Source organism: Isoptericola sp. BMS4 (genome assembly GCF_011634835.1).
In the GTDB taxonomy this organism is placed as follows: domain Bacteria; phylum Actinomycetota; class Actinomycetes; order Actinomycetales; family Cellulomonadaceae; genus Isoptericola.
The window spans coordinates 717,778-734,084 of sequence record NZ_SIRP01000001.1 but is presented as its reverse complement, the minus strand read 5'-3'; the positions used below and the strand labels follow the sequence as shown (position 1 = coordinate 734,084).

14 protein-coding genes are annotated in these 16,307 nt (G+C 73.9%); 9 read left to right on the top strand and 5 right to left on the bottom strand.

Annotated elements, in window-relative coordinates; genetic code table 11:
- From EYB28_RS03205 to EYB28_RS03180, 6 genes are all read left to right on the top strand, one after another.
- Positions 1-1,944: a hypothetical protein gene (locus tag EYB28_RS03205; protein WP_166844791.1), complete on the top strand. Its 1,944-nt coding sequence runs from the start codon at positions 1-3 to the stop codon at positions 1,942-1,944.
- Positions 1,941-2,756 carry a ribonuclease activity regulator RraA gene (locus EYB28_RS03200; RefSeq protein ID WP_166844790.1) on the top strand — a complete coding sequence of 272 codons (816 nt, stop codon included), beginning with the start codon at positions 1,941-1,943 and terminating at the stop codon, positions 2,754-2,756. The genes EYB28_RS03205 and EYB28_RS03200 overlap by 4 nt, the downstream gene beginning before the upstream one ends.
- 65 nt (positions 2,757-2,821) lie before the next feature.
- A complete protein-coding gene (locus EYB28_RS03195; RefSeq protein ID WP_240930369.1) occupies positions 2,822-3,799 on the top strand; it encodes an aldo/keto reductase in 978 nt (325 codons plus the stop codon).
- Between the two features lie 38 nt (positions 3,800-3,837).
- Entirely contained in the window at positions 3,838-4,692 is an 855-nt protein-coding gene (locus EYB28_RS03190) for an amidohydrolase (protein ID WP_166844786.1), read from the top strand.
- 90 nt (positions 4,693-4,782) lie between these two features.
- Complete coding sequence (locus tag EYB28_RS03185) at positions 4,783-5,343, top strand: GNAT family N-acetyltransferase (protein WP_166844784.1); 561 nt, start codon at positions 4,783-4,785, stop codon at positions 5,341-5,343.
- A 26-nt stretch (positions 5,344-5,369) separates the two neighbouring features.
- Positions 5,370-6,413 carry a nitronate monooxygenase family protein gene (locus tag EYB28_RS03180; RefSeq protein ID WP_166844782.1) on the top strand — a complete coding sequence of 348 codons (1,044 nt, stop codon included), beginning with the start codon at positions 5,370-5,372 and terminating at the stop codon, positions 6,411-6,413.
- A 30-nt stretch (positions 6,414-6,443) separates the two neighbouring features.
- Here EYB28_RS03180 and EYB28_RS03175 read toward each other — a convergent pair whose 3' ends face one another.
- Both EYB28_RS03175 and EYB28_RS03170 read right to left on the bottom strand, forming a co-directional pair.
- Positions 6,444-7,112, bottom strand: coding sequence for a GntR family transcriptional regulator (locus tag EYB28_RS03175; protein ID WP_166844780.1), 669 nt, complete (start codon positions 7,110-7,112; stop codon positions 6,444-6,446).
- Positions 7,109-7,813: an SGNH/GDSL hydrolase family protein gene (locus EYB28_RS03170; RefSeq protein WP_166844778.1), complete on the bottom strand. Its 705-nt coding sequence runs from the start codon at positions 7,811-7,813 to the stop codon at positions 7,109-7,111. Before EYB28_RS03170 ends, EYB28_RS03175 begins: the two co-directional genes overlap by 4 nt.
- Before the next feature lie 214 nt (positions 7,814-8,027).
- Here EYB28_RS03170 and EYB28_RS03165 point away from each other — a divergent pair, with 214 nt between their 5' ends.
- Entirely contained in the window at positions 8,028-11,828 is a 3,801-nt protein-coding gene (locus EYB28_RS03165) for an Ig-like domain-containing protein (RefSeq protein ID WP_166844776.1), read from the top strand.
- A gap of 90 nt (positions 11,829-11,918) precedes the next feature.
- On the opposite strand, the gene EYB28_RS03160 is transcribed toward EYB28_RS03165, so the two are convergent.
- Positions 11,919-13,034: a Gfo/Idh/MocA family protein gene (locus EYB28_RS03160; RefSeq protein WP_166844774.1), complete on the bottom strand. Its 1,116-nt coding sequence runs from the start codon at positions 13,032-13,034 to the stop codon at positions 11,919-11,921.
- Positions 13,004-13,720: a ThuA domain-containing protein gene (locus EYB28_RS03155; protein ID WP_166844772.1), complete on the bottom strand. Its 717-nt coding sequence runs from the start codon at positions 13,718-13,720 to the stop codon at positions 13,004-13,006. Before EYB28_RS03155 ends, EYB28_RS03160 begins: the two co-directional genes overlap by 31 nt.
- A 265-nt stretch (positions 13,721-13,985) precedes the next feature.
- Between EYB28_RS03155 and EYB28_RS03150 the strand changes: the two genes are divergently transcribed.
- Together EYB28_RS03150 and EYB28_RS20280 are read left to right on the top strand one after the other, a co-directional pair.
- Positions 13,986-15,320, top strand: coding sequence for an enolase C-terminal domain-like protein (locus EYB28_RS03150; protein ID WP_166844770.1), 1,335 nt, complete (start codon positions 13,986-13,988; stop codon positions 15,318-15,320).
- A gap of 83 nt (positions 15,321-15,403) precedes the next feature.
- A complete protein-coding gene (locus EYB28_RS20280) occupies positions 15,404-15,541 on the top strand; it encodes a hypothetical protein (RefSeq protein ID WP_240930368.1) in 138 nt (45 codons plus the stop codon).
- Between the two features lie 58 nt (positions 15,542-15,599).
- Here the strand turns inward: EYB28_RS20280 and EYB28_RS03140 are convergent, their stop codons facing one another.
- Entirely contained in the window at positions 15,600-16,247 is a 648-nt protein-coding gene (locus EYB28_RS03140; RefSeq protein WP_166844768.1) for a hypothetical protein, read from the bottom strand.
- Between the last annotated feature and the right edge of the window lie 60 nt (positions 16,248-16,307).

The following is a 16,307-nucleotide window of genomic DNA, read 5'->3' as shown; positions in this document are numbered from 1 at the left end:
ATGCACGTCCCCACCGTTCCCCTGCGCGAGGTGCCCGCCTGGGCCGTGCTGCAGCGCCGGCTGTTCGACGTCACGGAGGAGGCGTGGCAGGAGTTCTCGGCCCGCTACACGGAGCCGGACGGCCGCATCGCCCACGCGGGCGGGTTCGAGCACCGCGACGGCGTCGACGACCTGTACGAGCCGTTCTTCAACTGGCCGGCGTTCTACGCCCTCGGCGGCAGCGACGCGGTCCTCGACGCCGCCAAGCACCACTTCGAGGGCGTGACGGCGCAGCTCACCGAGGCCGGGATGCTCACCGACGAGTACGAGAACGGCTACGACTGGTTCCACCAGGGCGAGTCGCTGCTGTTCCTGTACGCGCTGTGCGCCGCCGACCCTGGCGACGAGCGGTTCGCCGACCGCGCCCGCCGCTTCGCCGCCCTGTACACCGACCCGGCCCACGGCAACTACGACCCTCGCCGCAACATCATCACCGCGCCGCACAACGGGGCGCAAGGACCTCTCGACGGGCTGGGCACCGAGTGGCTCACCTACCCGGCTTCCTTGGACTACATGAAGGCCTACGGCCTGCCGCTGCACGGGCTCCCGGGCATCGAGCGCTGGGAGGACCTGGAGGACCCGGCGAAGGCACGGCTCATGGGCGACGAGATGCAGCGCCGCGCGGCCGGGGACACCGCGGTGAACCTGGCGGCGACGTCGCTCGTGGTCAACCGCTGGCTGTACGACGGCGACGCGGCCTCGGCGGCGTGGGTGACGCGGTACGTGGCCGGGTGGCGCGAGCGCGCCGTGGCCGCCGGCGGACTCATGCCCGACAACGTCGCACCGGACGGCACGGTCGGCGGGCTGCACGACGGCGCCTGGTACGGCGGCCACTACGGCTGGACGTGGCCGCACGGCCTGCACTCGGTCGGGATGAGCACGCTCGTCGGCGCGATCAACGCGTCGTTCGTCAGCGGCGCGGCGGGGCCGCGGGACGACGGCCCGCTCGACCTGGTGCGCACCATGCTCGACACGGCGCTGGAGCACGCGGTCACGGCGCCCGTGGCCGAGACGCCGTTCAGCCTGCGCGGCGGCTGGGTCGAGCGGCTCGGCCCGCACGCCGCCGAGCCCGCGCTGCTCGTGCCCTACCGGTACGGCGCCGAGGGCTGGTTCGACTTCGGCCCGCTCCAGCTCGACCTGCCCACCTGGCTGTGGTGGTGGACCCGCGACGACGCCGACCGCGAGCGCCTGGACCGGGTGCTCGACGCCACCCCGGGCTCGCGGGAGGTGCGCTCCTTCCGGGACAAGGTGGAGGCCGGGCACGAGGGCCCCTGGCTCGCGTTCCTCGACGGCACGCTGCCCGACTACCCGGAGCGGGCGCTGTCGATGGCGCTGGGCCAGGTGGCGCGGCGCCGCGCGCTCATGGACGCCGAGCCGGCGGGGCCGGGCGTGCACCTGCATTTCTGGCAGCGCGTCAACCCCGTCGTGACGGAGGTGCTGGGTCAGCTGATCACGGGCACGCCCCAGACCCTGTACAACGGCGGGCTGCCGTTCGCGGCGGTGTCGTACACCGACGCCGACCGGCGCCGGCCCGGCCTCCCGCCCGACGTCGCCGCCCTGGTGACGCGGCTCGACGGCGACCGCGACGCCGGGCGGGTCGCCCTCACGCTGGTCAACCTGTCGTCGGCGACCCGCCGGGTGCGCGTGCGCCCCTCGCGGTTCGGCGAGCAGCGCCTCACCGGGGTCGTCGTCCACGGCGAGGAGGGCGGCGCCTGGCCGGGACCGTCGACCGCGGCGGCCGCGGCACCGGGCGCGCCGACGACCAGGACCCTCCCGCTCGACGCCGCCGACCTGCTCGTGGAGCTGCCGCCGTCGCACCGCGCCGACGTCGTGCTGCACACCGCCCCCGCCGCGGCCCGCCCGCGTCATCTCACCGAGACCCCCACCGTAGGAGCCACCCGATGACCGACTCGCTCACCACCCCGGACCTCGACGCGACGCCGGGGCTGGTCCGCCCGGACGTGTCGCTGCCCGTGCGCGGCGGCGCGTACGACCGCCCGGACCCCGCCACCGTGGAGCGGCTGGGGCGGGTCTCCGCGGCCACCGCGTGCGCCAAGCTGCACGGCCTCGGCATCCGCCGCACGTTCGTGGAGGGCCCGCGGCCCCTCGAGCCGGGGTACCGCGTGGTCGGCTCGGCGCTCACGCTGCAGTTCATGCCGCAGCGTGAGGACCTCGCGGCCGGCGACGAGCAGGAGTACGTGGAGCGGCACACCGCCCTGTGGCACGTGCTCGAGGCTGTGCGGCCCGGCGACGTGCTCGTCATCCAGGCGTACGGCAGCCGGTTCTCCGGGTGCGTCGGCGACATCCTCGCCCGCTACTTCCAGCGCCAGGGCGGCGCCGGCATCGTCGTCGACGGCCGGATCCGGGACTCGGGCAAGATCCGCGACCTGGGCCTGCCGGTGTGGTCGGACGGCGTGACGCCGCACTACGCGTCCCAGTCCGAGCTGTTCCCCTGGGCGTACGACGTGCCCGTGGCGGTGGGCGGGGTGCTGTGCATGCCCGGCGACCTGGTCGTGGCGGACGACGACGGTCCCGTCGTCGTCCCCCAGGCCATGGCCGAGCAGGTGGTCGCCTCCGCGCAGGACCACGAGGAGTGGGAGGGCTTCAGCCGGCGCCGGCTCGACGAGGGCGCCCGGCTGAGCGACTACTACCCGCTGACCCCCGACACCCGAGGGGAGTTCGAGGCATGGCGTTCCGCGCAGCCCTCCGACCTCTGAGCCCCCCGGCCTCCGACGTGTCAGACCGTGCGCGGGGTATACGTCGCGCACAGCCTGACACGTCGGTGACTGGCGCCTTCGGGCTGGGCTGCGCGCCCATCGGCAACCTGTTCACGCCCGTGGCCGAGTCGGACGCCGAGGCGACCGTGCACCGCGCGCTCGCGCGCGGCCTGCGGTTCTTCGACACCGCCCCGCACTACGGCGAGGGGGTCAGCGAGCTGCGGCTCGGGGCGGCGCTCGCCGGGGTGGACCGCGACTCCGTCGTGATCGCCACCAAGGTGGGCCGCACGATCGTCGACGCCGACGGCGCGCCCGTGCCCGCGGGCGGCACCGGCGGCCCGGACGGGAGGACCGTCGGCGACCTGAGCCGCGACGGCGTGCTGCGGTCGCTGGAGGGCAGCCTCGCCCGGCTGCGCACCGATCGTGTCGACCTGCTGTACCTGCACGACCCGGCGGACGTCGGCGCGGCGCTCGACGGCGCGCTGCCGGCGATGCTGGAGCTGCGCGACCAGGGCGTCGTACGGGCGGTGGGCGTCGGCATGGGCCGCACCGCGCCGGTGGCGCGGCTGGTGCGCGAGAGCGCGGGGGCGCTGGACGTGGTGATGCCCGCCGGGCGCCTCACCCTGCTCGACCGGACCGCGCTCGACGACCTGCTGCCCGCCGCCCGCGAGCGGGGCGTGGGCGTGATCGGCGCGGGCGTCTACAACTCCGGCGTGCTCGCCGACCCCGTCGCAGCCCCGTTCTTCGACTACCACCCCGCGTCGCCGGACCAGGTGGACCGGGCGGTACGCATGGCGGCGGCGTGCGCCGCCGCGGGGGTCGCGCTCCCGACGGCCGCCGTGCGGTACCCGCTGCGGGTCGACGGCGTGGAGGCCGTCGTCGTGGGCGCCCGCACGCCGGCCGAGGTGGACGCGTTCGCCGACGCCGCGGCCGCCGTCGTCCCCGAGTCCCTGTGGGCCGGGCTGGACGCGATCGCCCGCTCGTCCCCCACCCCCGCCGCCCCCGCTGCCGAACAGGTGGTTCCTCCGGGACTCGGGCCGTGAGTCCCGGAGCAACCCCATGTTCGGCAGCCAGGGATGACATGTTCGGCACCACGGCACGGGGAGTCGTGGACTCCCACGTGCACCTGTGGGACACCTCGGCGATGCGGGTCTCGTGGTTCCGCGACGACCTCGGCCTGCCCGCGCGGGTCGGGCCGGAGGACCTGGCGGGCGCCGTCGCCACGTCGCCCGTGCCCGTCCGGGCCGCCGTCGCCGTGCAGGCCGCGGACACCGAGGGCGAGGCGCGGTGGCTCGCGCGCGAGGCCGCCGCGCACGGCCCCCTGCCCGGGCCCGTCGTGCTGCAGTACGACGCCCGGCCCGGCGACGACGCCGCGTGGGCGGGCATGGCGCAGCCGCTCGTCGACGAGGGCGTCCCCGTGGCGGGCGTCCGGCTCGCCGCCCCGGGCGGCGCGGCGGACCTGTCCGACGTCGCAGGCCTCGACGCGCTGTGCGACGGCCTGGCCGCCACGGGCCGCGTGCTCGAGGCGCTCGTGCGGCCCGACCAGCTCCCCGCGGTCGCGGCGCTCGCGAGGCGCCACCCCGGCCTCGACGTCGTCGTGTGCCACCTGGGCCTCGGCACCGCGGACCCCGACGGGCCGTGGCGCGACGCCCTGCGCGACCTCAAGGCCCACCCCCGCGTGCACGCCAAGCTGTCCGGGATCCACACCACCGCGCCCGGCGACGACGCGCGGGTCGCGGCGGCCGCGCGCGTCGCCGTCGACCTGCTCGGCCCCGACCGGCTGCTGTTCGGCAGCGACTGGCCGATGTCCGCGCGCGTGGCCCCGTACGCGGAGGTCGTCGAGCGCACCGCCCGCGCCCTGCCCCCGCTCGGTGACACCGCCGCGCAGGCTGTCTGGGCCGCCACGGCCGTCCGGCTCTACGGCGTCGACGGCTGAGGCGGGCGCGGCGCCACGTACCCCGTCGCCCGCCCGGCCGCGGACGTGCGAAGATCCCCTCGGCCCGGCAGCCCGACGTGCGGAGGAGAGATGTTCGCGAGATCCCTCGGGGAGGACGGCGCCGAGCTGCGCCCGCTGGAGCCCCGGCACGCGGAGGAGCTGGCGGCCCACATGGACCGCGGCCGCGACTTCGTGGGCCGGTTCATCGGGCTGGCGGACGCCGTCCGCGACGTCCCGTCGGCGCGGGACTTTCTCGCCGACTACGCCACCAAGACGGCCACCGACACGGGGCGGGTCTGCGGCATCTGGACGGACGACACCCTGGTGGGTGGCGTCCTGTTCCGCACGATGGACGTCGCGCAGGGCACCGCGGAGGCCGGGTGCTGGCTGGAGCCGGCGGCCGTGGGCCGCGGCCTGGTGACCCGCGCCGCCCGGTGCCTCATCGACTGGGCCGTGCACGAGCGGGGCATCCACCGCGTCGAGTGGCGCGTCGCCGCGGAGAACTCCGCCAGCATCGCCGTCGCCCGGCGTCTGGGCATGCGGAGGGACGGCGTGCTGCGCGGGCAGCACTTCCACCGGGGCGAACGCCACGACATCGAGGTGTGGTCCGTGCTCGCGCCCGAGTGGCGCGCCGCCGCCCTGGCACGCTGACGGCCACCGGCCACGAGGAGGACGAGATGACACCGGCGAGCACCGATCCCCTGCCCGGACCACTGCGCCACGGTGCCCCCGTGCACGTGGCGCCGATGGCCGGCGGGCCGTCGTGCCCGGAGCTGGTGGTGGCGGCGGCCCGTGCGGGGCACGTCGCCCACCTCGCGGCCGGGTACCGGACCGCCGCGCGCATGGCGGAGGAGGTCGAACGGGTCCGCGCCGCGGGCGTCGAGGAGTTCGGGGTGAACCTGTTCGTGCCGAACCCGCACCGGATCTCCCGGGCGGACTACGACGCCTACGCGGAGTCGCTGCGCCCGACGGCCGACCGGCTCGGGCTCACCGAGCCGTGGCCGGAGCCGCGCGAGGACGACGACGACTGGGACGCGAAGGTCGCCGCCCTGCTCGAGCGCCCCGTGCCGGTGGTCTCGTTCACGTTCGGCCTGCCGGACCCCGCCGTCGTCGCCGCGCTGCGTGCGGCGGGCAGCGTCACGCTGCAGACCGTGACCGACCCGGACGAGGCCCGGCGCGCCGAGGCCGCGGGCGTCGACGCGCTCGTCGTGCAGGGCGCCGGCGCCGGCGGGCACTCGGGCGTCTGGGAGCCGGGGCGGCTCCCGGAGGACCGCCCGCTGCCCGACCTGGTCAGGCTCGTCCGGACGGCGACCGGGCTTCCCCTGGTCGCGGCCGGCGGCGTCGCGACCCGCGACGACGTGCGGGCCGCGCTCAGCGCCGGGGCGGGAGCCGTCGCCGTCGGCACCGCGGTGCTGCGGGCGACGGAGAGCGGGGCGTCGCCCGTGCACCAGGAGGCTCTGGCCGACCCCGCGTTCGACGGGACACGGCTCACCCGGGCCTTCACCGGGCGTCCCGCGCGGGCGCTCGTCAACCGCTTCGTCCGCGACCACGACGCCGGCGCCCCTTCCGGATACCCGGCGCTGCACCACCTCACGCGGCCCCTGCGCTCGGCGGCGACCGCCGCCGGCGACCCGTCCGCCGTGCACCTGTGGGCCGGCCGCGGCTGGCGGTCGGCGCGCCGCGCCCCCGTCGCCGACATCCTGGCCGGCCTCGTGCCCTGACCGCCGCGGGCGTCCGTGGGGCGAGGGGTGTCAGCCCACCGGCGTCTCGCCGTCGAGGAGAGTGCCCGCCGCGTGCGCCTCGAACAACGCGGAGGCGGCGTCGGGGTCCCCCTCGTCGAGGACGTCCAGCAGCCCCCGGTGCCAGTCGGCCACCTGGTGCCAGTCGCCGGAGAACTCGGGGTCGCCGAGCAGGTGCATGGCGCGCAGGCTCGGCTCGATGATGTCCCACATGCGCGGCAGGTAGGTGTTGCCGCTCGCCTCGACGACGGCGCGGTGGAAGCGGAAGTCGAGCTCGCGGAAGCCCGGCAGGTCCGCCTCGTCGACGGCGCCGTGCATCTCGTCGATGACCTTCTCCAGCGTGGAGCGCGTCTCCGGGGCGAGGCGCCCGCAGGTCAACCGCCCGGCGAGGGCCTCCAGGGCGACGCGGGCGACCTTCGCCTGCTGGACCTCCTCGTCGCTGTACTGGGCCACGAAGTTGCCCTGGTGACGCACGTGCGTCACCAGCCCCTCGTGCGACAGCCGCTTGAGGGCGTCGCGCACGGGCGCCTGGCTCACCTGGAGCCGCCGCGCGAGCTGCGACTCGACGAGCTGCTCCCCCGGCTCCAGCTGCGACGTCTTGATCATCCGCTTGACGATGTCGTAGATCTGGTCGGACAGCAGGCCGCGCTGCAGGTCGACCCCGCCCAACGGGTCGCTCATGACCGCACCCCCGCCCCGTCGACCTCGGCGGCGGGCACGCCGCCGATGCCCGTGCCACCACGGTAGGCCGCGAGCCACGCGTCCGCGATCACCCGCGACCCGGCGGGCGTGGGGTGCACGCCGTCGGGGGCGTACGCGGCCGGGTCGTCCCCCGCCGCCTCGGTGAGGACCGCGTGCAGCGGCACGAGCGGGGCGCCGGTCTCGGCGGCGAGGCGGGCCACGACGGCCCGCTTGCCGGCGAGGTCGTCGAGCCACGCGCGCTGCTCGTCGCGGACGGGCAGGAGGAACGGCTCGACGAGGATCAGCCGCGTGCCGGCGCCCACCTGCGCCAGCAGTCGCCGATACGTCGCCTCGAAGTCCTCGGCGGTGGTGGGGTCGTCGCTGTCGAAGGCGCGCCAGGTGTCGTTGACGCCGACGTAGACGCTCAGCACGTCGGGCGACGCCGCGGCGACGTCGGCCTGCCAGCGGCGCTCCAGGTCGACGGCCCGGTCCCCACTGATCCCGACGTTGACGGCCTCGGCCTCCGGGGCCTCGCGGCGGAGCTCCGCGGCGACGAGGGCGACGTACCCGTCGCCCAGCGAGGCCCGGTCCGTGCGGTCCCGTCCGGCGTCGGTGATCGAGTCGCCGACGAAGACGACGCGGGCGGCGTCCGCCCCGTCGCTCCGGCCGACGGTCGGCCGGCTGGTCTCGCTGCTGGTCATGGTTCTCCTTCGATCCGCGGGTGCCGGGTCCGACCGTAGCGGGTCGGCGCCCCCTCCGACATATTGTCACCGATTATCGATTAATGTAATGTCCGCCACGCTGCCAGTCACGTCCACACCCCGCGCAGCCGGCTCGGGGCGGGCACACGGGCCCGACGTCGGCCGACGCCGGGCCCAGACCGTGACCATCACCGAAGAGGTCGGAGCACTCGCAATGAAGCGACATCTGTCAGCCCTGCTCGTCGCCAGCGTCATCGGCACGGGCATCCCCGCCGCGGCGGTCGCCGCGCCACCACCGCACGCCGACGCACACTCCGCGGGCAAGACGTTCTTCGTCTCCCCCGACGGCGACGACGCGGCCAACGGCACCGAGAACCAGCCGCTGCGCACCCTCGAGGGCGCCCGGGACGCGATCCGGGAGCTCAAGGCGACGGACGGCCTGCCCGACACCGGCGTGACCGTCTACCTGCGCGAGGGCACCTACCAGCGCTCGGCGTCCTTCACGCTCGGCGAGGAGGACTCGGGCACCGCCGACGCCCCCATCACCTACCGGTCGTACCCGGGCGAGACGGCGCGGCTCTCGGGCGGCACGACCCTGCCGCACGACGACTTCGAGCCCGTCACCGACACGGCGGTGCTCGACCGCATCGTCGAGACCGACGCCCGCGACGACGTCGTCCAGATCGACCTGCGGGCCCTCGGCGTCGACGACTACGGGCAGCTGAGCCGGCACGGCTACTGGAAGGCCAACGACGTCTCCGAGACACCGCCGATGGAGCTCTACATCGACGGGCAGGGCATGACGCTCGCCCGCTGGCCCAACGCCGGCGCGGTCAAGGACACCGTCCAGATGGGCGACATCGTCGACCCCGGCCCGACCAAGGACGACGCCGACCTGCAGGAGCGCGGCGGCACGTTCGCCTACGGGTACGACCGCCCGCAGTACTGGGGCCAGGCGGACAACATCTGGCTCGACGGCATCTTCGGCCACAGCTGGGAATGGTCGTACAACAAGATCGAGTCCATCGACACCGACGCGAGGACGATCACGCTGCGCTACGGCGAGATGTCCGGCCTCATGAAGACCTGGTACCCGGACTTCCACTTCGCGCAGAACCTGCTCGAGGAGCTGGACGCCCCCGGCGAGTACTACATCGACCGGGACGCCGGGCTGCTGTACCTGATGCCGAACGCGGCGTTCCGCGCCGAGCGCGGCGACGTCACCGTCACCACCCTCGACGAGCCCATGATCCGCACCGAGGACGCGTCGTACATCACGTTCGACGACGTGGTGATGGAGTACGGGCGGGCCCTGGGCGCCGTCATCGCCGGCGGCAGCCACGTGACGATCGAGAGCTCGGACATCCAGAACTTCTCCGACGGCGGCGTGTACATCAACTCCCCCGGCCGGTACACCTACGACGGCATCCCGATCAACCGCGGCGGGCGCGACCACGCCGTCGTGGACAGCGAGATCCGGCACGTGGGTGGCGTCGGCGCCGTCCTCCAGGGCGGCGACAAGACGACGCTGGAGCCCGGCCGTAACCGCGTGGAGAACTCCGAGATCCACGACTTCGCCTACTACCACAAGGCGTACAACCCGGGAGTGATGTTCGACGGCGTCGGCAACGTCGCCCGCGGGAACGAGATCCACGACGCTCCCCACCCGGGGATCATCGTGCACGGCAACGACCACCTGTTCGAGCAGAACGAGGTCTACGACGTGTGCAAGACGTTCCAGGACCTCGGTGCGATCTACATGAACTCCGGCAAGACCCCGCAGCAGCGCGGGCACGTGTTCCGGCAGAACTACTTCCACGACATCGGGCTGAGCAAGCACGGCGTCGAGGGCATCTACGCCGACAACTTCACGTGGGACCTGCACATCGAGCAGAACGTCTTCGTGGACATGGGCAACGACGCGATCAAGTCCGGCTCGGCCGACTACATCGACGCCGTGAACAACGTGTTCGTCGACACCACCGTCCCGTACGACAACTACACGCAGTGGATGGGCGACGGCGAGGGCAACTCCGTCGACTCGCACTACATGGAGGACTGGAAGAAGGTGTTCGCCGACAACGACGACTTCGTCGGCACGCCGTACCTGGAGAAGTACCCCGAGCTGGCGCACTTCTTCGACGACAACCACTACTTCCCGGACCACAGCACGTTCGCGCGCAACGTCGTCTGGAACCCGAACCGGAACCGCAACCCCGACGTCAACGAGCACGGGGCCCTGGACACGAAGAATCTCCTCAACTACGGGGACAACTGGGTCGCGGACGCCGACCCGGGCTTCGTGGACGCCGCCGGCGGCGACTACACGTTCCGCGAGGACGCCGCCGTCTTCGACCAGATCCCCGGCTTCGAGGCGATCGACTTCGGCGAGATCGGCACCGACGGCCACGTGGGCCAGTCGCAGTCGCCGGACTCCGTGGCGCTGGAGTCGCTGGTGCTGCCCGCCGACCAGCTCACCGTGACCCTCGGCGACGAGGTGTCCGTGGCCGCCCAGGCCGTGCCGTGGGACGCTACGGACCAGGCCGTCACCTACGCCTCGAGCGACGAGACCGTCGCGACCGTGGGCGACGACGGCGTGCTCACCGCCGTCGGGCCGGGCGAGCTCGTCGTGTCCGTGGAGTCGAAGGCCGCCCCGGGAATCCGGGACGAGATGGCGGTCACCGTGGCCGCCGGCGACGGCGTGCTGCACTCGACGGACTTCGAGTCGGGCGCGAACGGTTGGCCGACCGACGCCAACCGGGCGATCGTCGACGACGGCACGGGCGACCACGTGCTGCGCATCAAGAACGGCGCGAACACGCGGCTCGACCGGCAGTTCTCGGAGTACGCGCTCGACTTCACCGTCACGACGCCCGCCGAGGTGCCCGAGGGCGGGCAGCTGCTCGTGTACGACCGGGCGGGCGAGACGCCCGGCGGGTACGTGCGCTACCGGCACGCGGCCGACGGACCCACGTGGACGATCTTCGACTCCGCGTGGGGGACGGTCGAGCAGGCCACGCTCCCCGCGGGCGCAGGTCTGGCGCCGAGCACGCAGTACGACGTGCGAGTCGTGGTCACGGCGGACGGCGTGCGGGTGCTGCTCGACGGCGAGGTCGTCGTCGAGGGCGCCAACCCGGCGCCCGACGCCGCGGGCCGGGTCGGCTTCTACGTGCAGGGCTTCACGCACCTGGACGTCGACGACGTGACGTTCTCCCTGGTGGGCGTCGACCCGACCGGCCTGACCGTCGCGCCGTCGACGGCGACGATCGAGCCGGGCGAGCGCTTCGCCCTGGACGCCGACCTCGCCCCGGCGGACGCCACACGCACCGGGCTGGACTGGACGTCCAGCGACGAGTCCGTCGCGACCGTGGACGCCGACGGCACCGTCCGCGGCGTCGCGGCCGGGACCGCGACGATCACCGCGACGTCGACCGCAGTGGCCGACCTGACGTCGTCGTCCACGGTGACGGTGCAGGCGGCCGACCACCCGGTGACCGACCTGGGCGAGGAGATCCTCGACCCGACGGCGTGGGCGCCGTCGGGCAGCGTGACCGTCGCGGACGGCGCCGCCCACCTGGCGCCGCGCACCGCCGCCGGGTTCGCGCCGGCGACGTTCGGTGACGAGCTGCTCCGGTTCGACACCACCGTGGGCGACTTCGACGGCGGCTGGTTCGGGTTCTCGGTGCGTTCCAAGACCGCCGGGCAGCCGGTGTGGACCAACAGCAGCTCCGGCTATCTCGTCGTCATCAAGGAGGACGTCATCGAGATGCAGCGCTGGGCGCCGGACGTCTTCATGATCGACGTCTTCCCCAACGACGTGATCGAGCCGGGCTCGACGCACGAGGTGACCTTCGGTGCCGTCGACGTCGACGGCGGCACCCGGGTGGTGCTGCGGGTCGACGGTGAGCCGGTGTGGAGCCACCTCGACACGTCGGGAAAGCTGACCACCGACGGGTACCTGCACGTGTACCGGCAGGGCCCCGCGGGTGAGATGAGCGTGGCGCCGGTCGCCTGACGACTGGCAGCGGCAGCGGCCGGTGCCGCGCGGCGAGGGGTGGTCGGGATCTCCCGGCCACCCCTCGTCGTGCCGCGGCCCGCGCGGACGTCAGCCGTGCCAGACGTCCCGTGGCGTGAGCGGGACGAGCGGCGGCACGACGGGCGCCGTCGTCACGTCGACGCGACGGCCGGAGTCCGCGGAGTCCAGCAGGCCCGCCATCACCTCCATGACGTGCAGCCCCACGTCGCCGCCCGCACGCGGGGATCCGGGCACGTCGCCCAGCCCCGCGGCACCGACCATCTCCAGCAGCCCGACGCCGCGACCCGCGCCCTCGAACCCGGCGCTCGGCGGCAGCACCTCCCACGCCTTGCTGCCGGCGCGGCGCAGCTCGACGTCGCCGTCGAAGCGGTTGGGGTCGGGCACCACCAGCGACCCGTCCGTGCCGTGCACCTCGATGGGCCGCGCGTGCGTGCCGACGGCGTCGAAGCTCACCGTCACGGTCGACAGGGCGCCGTTCGCGTGGCCGAGGACGCCGGTGACGTGCGTGGCGACCTCCACCGGCACCCGCTCCCCCTCCCGGGGGCCCGACGCGATGGTGCGCTCGTCGCGCGACCGCGAGGCCGCGCCCTGCACCCAGGCCACGGGCCCGAGCACCTGCACCAGGCTGGTGAGGTAGTACGGGCCCATGTCGAGCAGGGGGCCGCCGCCCGCGGCGTAGTAGAAGTCCGGGTGCGGGTGCCAGGCCTCGTGCCCGGCCGAGACCCACGTCGCGACGGCGGCCGTCGGGGTGCCGATCGCGCCGTCCGCGACGGCGGCCCGCGCCGTCTGCACGCCCGTGCCGAGCACGGTGTCCGGGGCGCAGCCCACCCGCGTGCCCGCGGCGTCCGCCGCGGCCATCACCTTCCGGGACGCGGCCAGGCCGGCGGCCAGCGGCTTCTCGCCGTAGCGGTCGACGCCGGCCGCGGAGCAGGCGAGCGCCACGTCGGCGTGCGCGCCGGGCGTCGTGAGGTCGAGGACCGTGCGCACCTCGTCGTCCGCGGCGAGCCCGGCGACGTCGTCCACGACGCGCGCGTTGGGGAGGTCGGCCGCGACGGCCTCGGCGCGCGAGCGGTCGAGGTCGGTGACGGCGGCGACGCGCACGCCGGTGTGCCCGGCGAGCGTCTCCAGGTACTGGCGCGAGATGACGCCGAGGCCTACGAGTCCGATGCCGTGCGGCTCGCCCACAGCAGCCCCCTCTCCACGATGGTGCGGACGGTCGGATGCTCCAGGACGTCCACCGAGTGCCCCGGGGTCGCGACGAAGATCCGGCCGTCGCCCCACTGCCGCGTCCACACGGCGGGCGACGTCACCGGGCGGTGCCACGGGTGCCACTCCGGCGCGGGGTGCGTCGTGGTGGCGAGCACGTCGATGAGGTCGTCGTGCAGCACCCAGTACTGCTCGGTCTCCAGCTCGACGTCGTCCAGCCCGGCGGTGACCGGGTGCTCGCGGCCCAGGTCGGTGAGCTCGATCGTGTGCCGGAGGAAGTTGTCGGAGCCCTCGCCCACCCGCAGGTGCGGCTCCTTGCCCGGATGGGTGGCGAACTGCCCGCCCACGAGCTGCAGGTAGTCCGAGCTGGCGCGGTACGAGTCGGCGATCCCGCCGTGCCAGCCCGCCAGGCCCGTCCCCGCCGCGACCGCCGCCCGCAGGCCGGCCAGCGCCTCCTTGCCGATCGTGGACATCGTGACGCACTGGAGCACCAGGTCCGTCGACGCCATGAGCTCGGCGTCGGCGTAGACCTCGTTGTCCGTCTCGATCCGCACGTCGAAGCCCTGTTCCCTCAGGAACGGGACGAACAGGTCCGTGGTCGCCTCGGGCTGGTGACCGTCCCAGCCTCCTCGCACGACGAGTGCCCGTCGCGTTAGCGCTGTCATGCCGCTCTCCTCGTGGTCGCCGGTGACTCGAGCGGGCACGATCGTAGGCGACACGGCGAGCGGCCGTCCGGACGGTACCAGTCTGTGGACAACGTTTACCGGCGCCTGGGGCCGGGCGGGCGGGGGTCCACCACCGCACGTCACCCCGGATCACCATTCCTCAGACCTCTGGCCCATCGTGCGGAGCTTCATCGTGACACGGCGACCACAGGCCGATAGAGTGCCTGAAAATCATCCGATGTTTAGTCGTCACGAAGAGGTGCGCATGCCCACCATCACCGACGTCGAGATCACCGACGTCCGCTTCCCCACGTCGCTCGACGCCGACGGCTCGGACGCGATGAACGTCGACGCCGACTACTCCGCCGTCTACGTCGTGCTGCGCACCGACGACGAGTCCGCCGACCTCGCCGGCCACGGGCTCACCTTCACGATCGGCCGGGGCACCGACGTCGTCGCCCTCGCCGCCCGGCACCAGGCGGAGCGGCTCGTGGGCCGCGACGTGGACGAGCTCGCCGCGGACATGGGCGCCGTCTACCGCGACCTCACCGCGGACAGCCAGCTGAGGTGGCTCGGGCCGGAGAAGGGCGTCGTGCACCTGTCGCTCGCAGCGGTGCTCAACGCCGCGTGGGACCTGGCCGCGCGGCGCGCCGGCAAGCCGCTGTGGCGCCTGCTGGCCGACATGACGCCGGAGCAGCTCGTCGACGTCGCCGACCTGCGTTACCTCTCCGACGCGCTCACCCGCGACGAGGCGCTGGGCATCCTGCGCGCCGCCGCGCCGGGTAAGGCCGCGCGCATCGCCGAGCTGGAGCGCCGCGGCTACCCCGCCTACACGACGTCGGCCGGCTGGCTCGGCTACGACGACGCCAAGCTGCGCCGGCTGTGCACCGAGGCCGTCGAGGAGGGCTACCGGCACGTCAAGCTCAAGGTGGGTGCGAGCCTCGACGACGACCGGCGACGGCTCGGCATCGCGCGCGAGGCGGTCGGCCCCGACACCACCCTGATGATCGACGCGAACCAGGTGTGGGACGTGCCGGAGGCGATCGAGTGGGTGAACGCGCTGTCCGGCTTCGACCTGCTGTGGATCGAGGAGCCCACGTCGCCCGACGACGTGCTGGGCCACGCCGCCGTCCGCGAGGCCGTCGCGCCCGTCCGTGTCGCCACGGGCGAGCACAGCCACAACCGGGTGATGTTCAAGCAGCTGTTCCAGGCTCGGGCGATCGACTACTGCCAGCTCGACACCGGGCGCCTCGCCAGCATCAACGAGATCGTCGCGGTGCTGCTGCTGGCCGCGAAGTTCGGCGTCCCCGTGTGCCCGCACGCCGGCGGCGTCGGGCTGTGCGAGATGGTGCAGCACGTCGCCGTCCTCGACCACGTCGCCGTCTCCGGCTCGCTGGACGGGCGGATCGCCGAGTTCGTCGACCACCTGCACGAGCACTTCACCGACCCCTGCGTCGCGACCGACGCGGGCGAGGGCGTCGGCTACGTGCTGCCCACCGCGCCCGGCTACTCCACGCGCATGCGACCGGAGTCCGTCGCCCGGTTCCGCTTCCCCGACGGCGAGTACTGGGCCTCCGAGCGCGCCGGTGCCGCGACGTGACCGGCTCACCTGGGACGACGATGCCCGCTGTGACGTGGGACACCGTTGACCTGAACCGCCATTGAGGTCCTAAGGTCACACACATGTCCGTCTACACGCTGCCCGACCTGCCCTACGACTACAGCGCCCTCGAGCCGCACATCAGCGGCAACCGTCACCCATCGCAACACCCCTCGCTAGATCAGGTGTTGCGACGACCGCTTGAACCCGCCCCTGCATGAGTTGTCAGGCTCTGGTGCCGGTATGCGGCCACGACACCCCGACAGGTCGTGGCGACGGTCAGCCGGTGGGGTCGTCGACCAGGACGGAGCGCATCTCCAGGGCCTGCCAGGTGGGGCCGGTCGACGTGGTGGTGGCCTGGCCGGGGATGTCGGTCCAGGTGGGGGCGCCGGTGAGGCGGAACTGGCCGTGCCAGGTGGTGGTCAGGCTGATGGCGTAGGTGCCGGGGCGGGTGTAGGTGTGCCCGATCCAGGTGGGGTCGGGGTCGCCGTCGGCGCGGGTCCAGGCCCGTCCGGGGTCGGTGGTGACCAGGGCGCCGGTGTCGTCGCCGAACGTCCAGGAGAACTCGGCCGGCACGGCGCGGACCTGCACGTCCACGCCCAGCAGGGTGACGTCGCGGGTCTGGGGGGTGTCGGTGGTGTGCACGGGGTTGTGGATGTTGATGACGGTCCACTCGGACTCGGGTTGCACGTGCACCGGGGAGGGTTCGATGGTCATGGACTCGAACGCCTTGCGGGCGGCCGCGGCGAGGTCTGCCTGGGTGACGGCGCAGAACGCCTCGTCGGTCTGGCGGGGGTCGGGCACGTCCTCGGGGCGGGTGCTGGAGGGGACCGCGGTGTACTCGAACGCGGACCCGACCGGCGTCGCGCCCTCCTCGCAGTCCAGACCCGCCAGCTCCTCGCACGCGTCGAGCACTGCCTGCATCACCGTGCTGAGCCCGTCGACCGCCTCGCACCTCGCGTCTGTGGCGCGAAACGGCATCGTGTC

What these genes read in the sequence shown, in the direction of transcription:
- EYB28_RS20280 (WP_240930368.1), top strand. Translation starts at nt 15,404, where the DNA reads ATGTCCGTCTACACGCTGCCCGACCTGCCCTACGACTACAGCGCCCTC.
- EYB28_RS03165 (WP_166844776.1), top strand. Translation starts at nt 8,028, where the DNA reads ATGAAGCGACATCTGTCAGCCCTGCTCGTCGCCAGCGTCATCGGCACG.
- EYB28_RS03200 (WP_166844790.1), top strand. Translation starts at nt 1,941, where the DNA reads ATGACCGACTCGCTCACCACCCCGGACCTCGACGCGACGCCGGGGCTG.
- EYB28_RS03170 (WP_166844778.1), bottom strand. Translation starts at nt 7,813, where the DNA reads ATGACCAGCAGCGAGACCAGCCGGCCGACCGTCGGCCGGAGCGACGGG.
- EYB28_RS03185 (WP_166844784.1), top strand. Translation starts at nt 4,783, where the DNA reads ATGTTCGCGAGATCCCTCGGGGAGGACGGCGCCGAGCTGCGCCCGCTG.
- EYB28_RS03205 (WP_166844791.1), top strand. Translation starts at nt 1, where the DNA reads ATGCACGTCCCCACCGTTCCCCTGCGCGAGGTGCCCGCCTGGGCCGTG.
- EYB28_RS03175 (WP_166844780.1), bottom strand. Translation starts at nt 7,112, where the DNA reads ATGAGCGACCCGTTGGGCGGGGTCGACCTGCAGCGCGGCCTGCTGTCC.
- EYB28_RS03190 (WP_166844786.1), top strand. Translation starts at nt 3,838, where the DNA reads ATGTTCGGCACCACGGCACGGGGAGTCGTGGACTCCCACGTGCACCTG.
- EYB28_RS03180 (WP_166844782.1), top strand. Translation starts at nt 5,370, where the DNA reads ATGACACCGGCGAGCACCGATCCCCTGCCCGGACCACTGCGCCACGGT.
- EYB28_RS03155 (WP_166844772.1), bottom strand. Translation starts at nt 13,720, where the DNA reads ATGACAGCGCTAACGCGACGGGCACTCGTCGTGCGAGGAGGCTGGGAC.
- EYB28_RS03150 (WP_166844770.1), top strand. Translation starts at nt 13,986, where the DNA reads ATGCCCACCATCACCGACGTCGAGATCACCGACGTCCGCTTCCCCACG.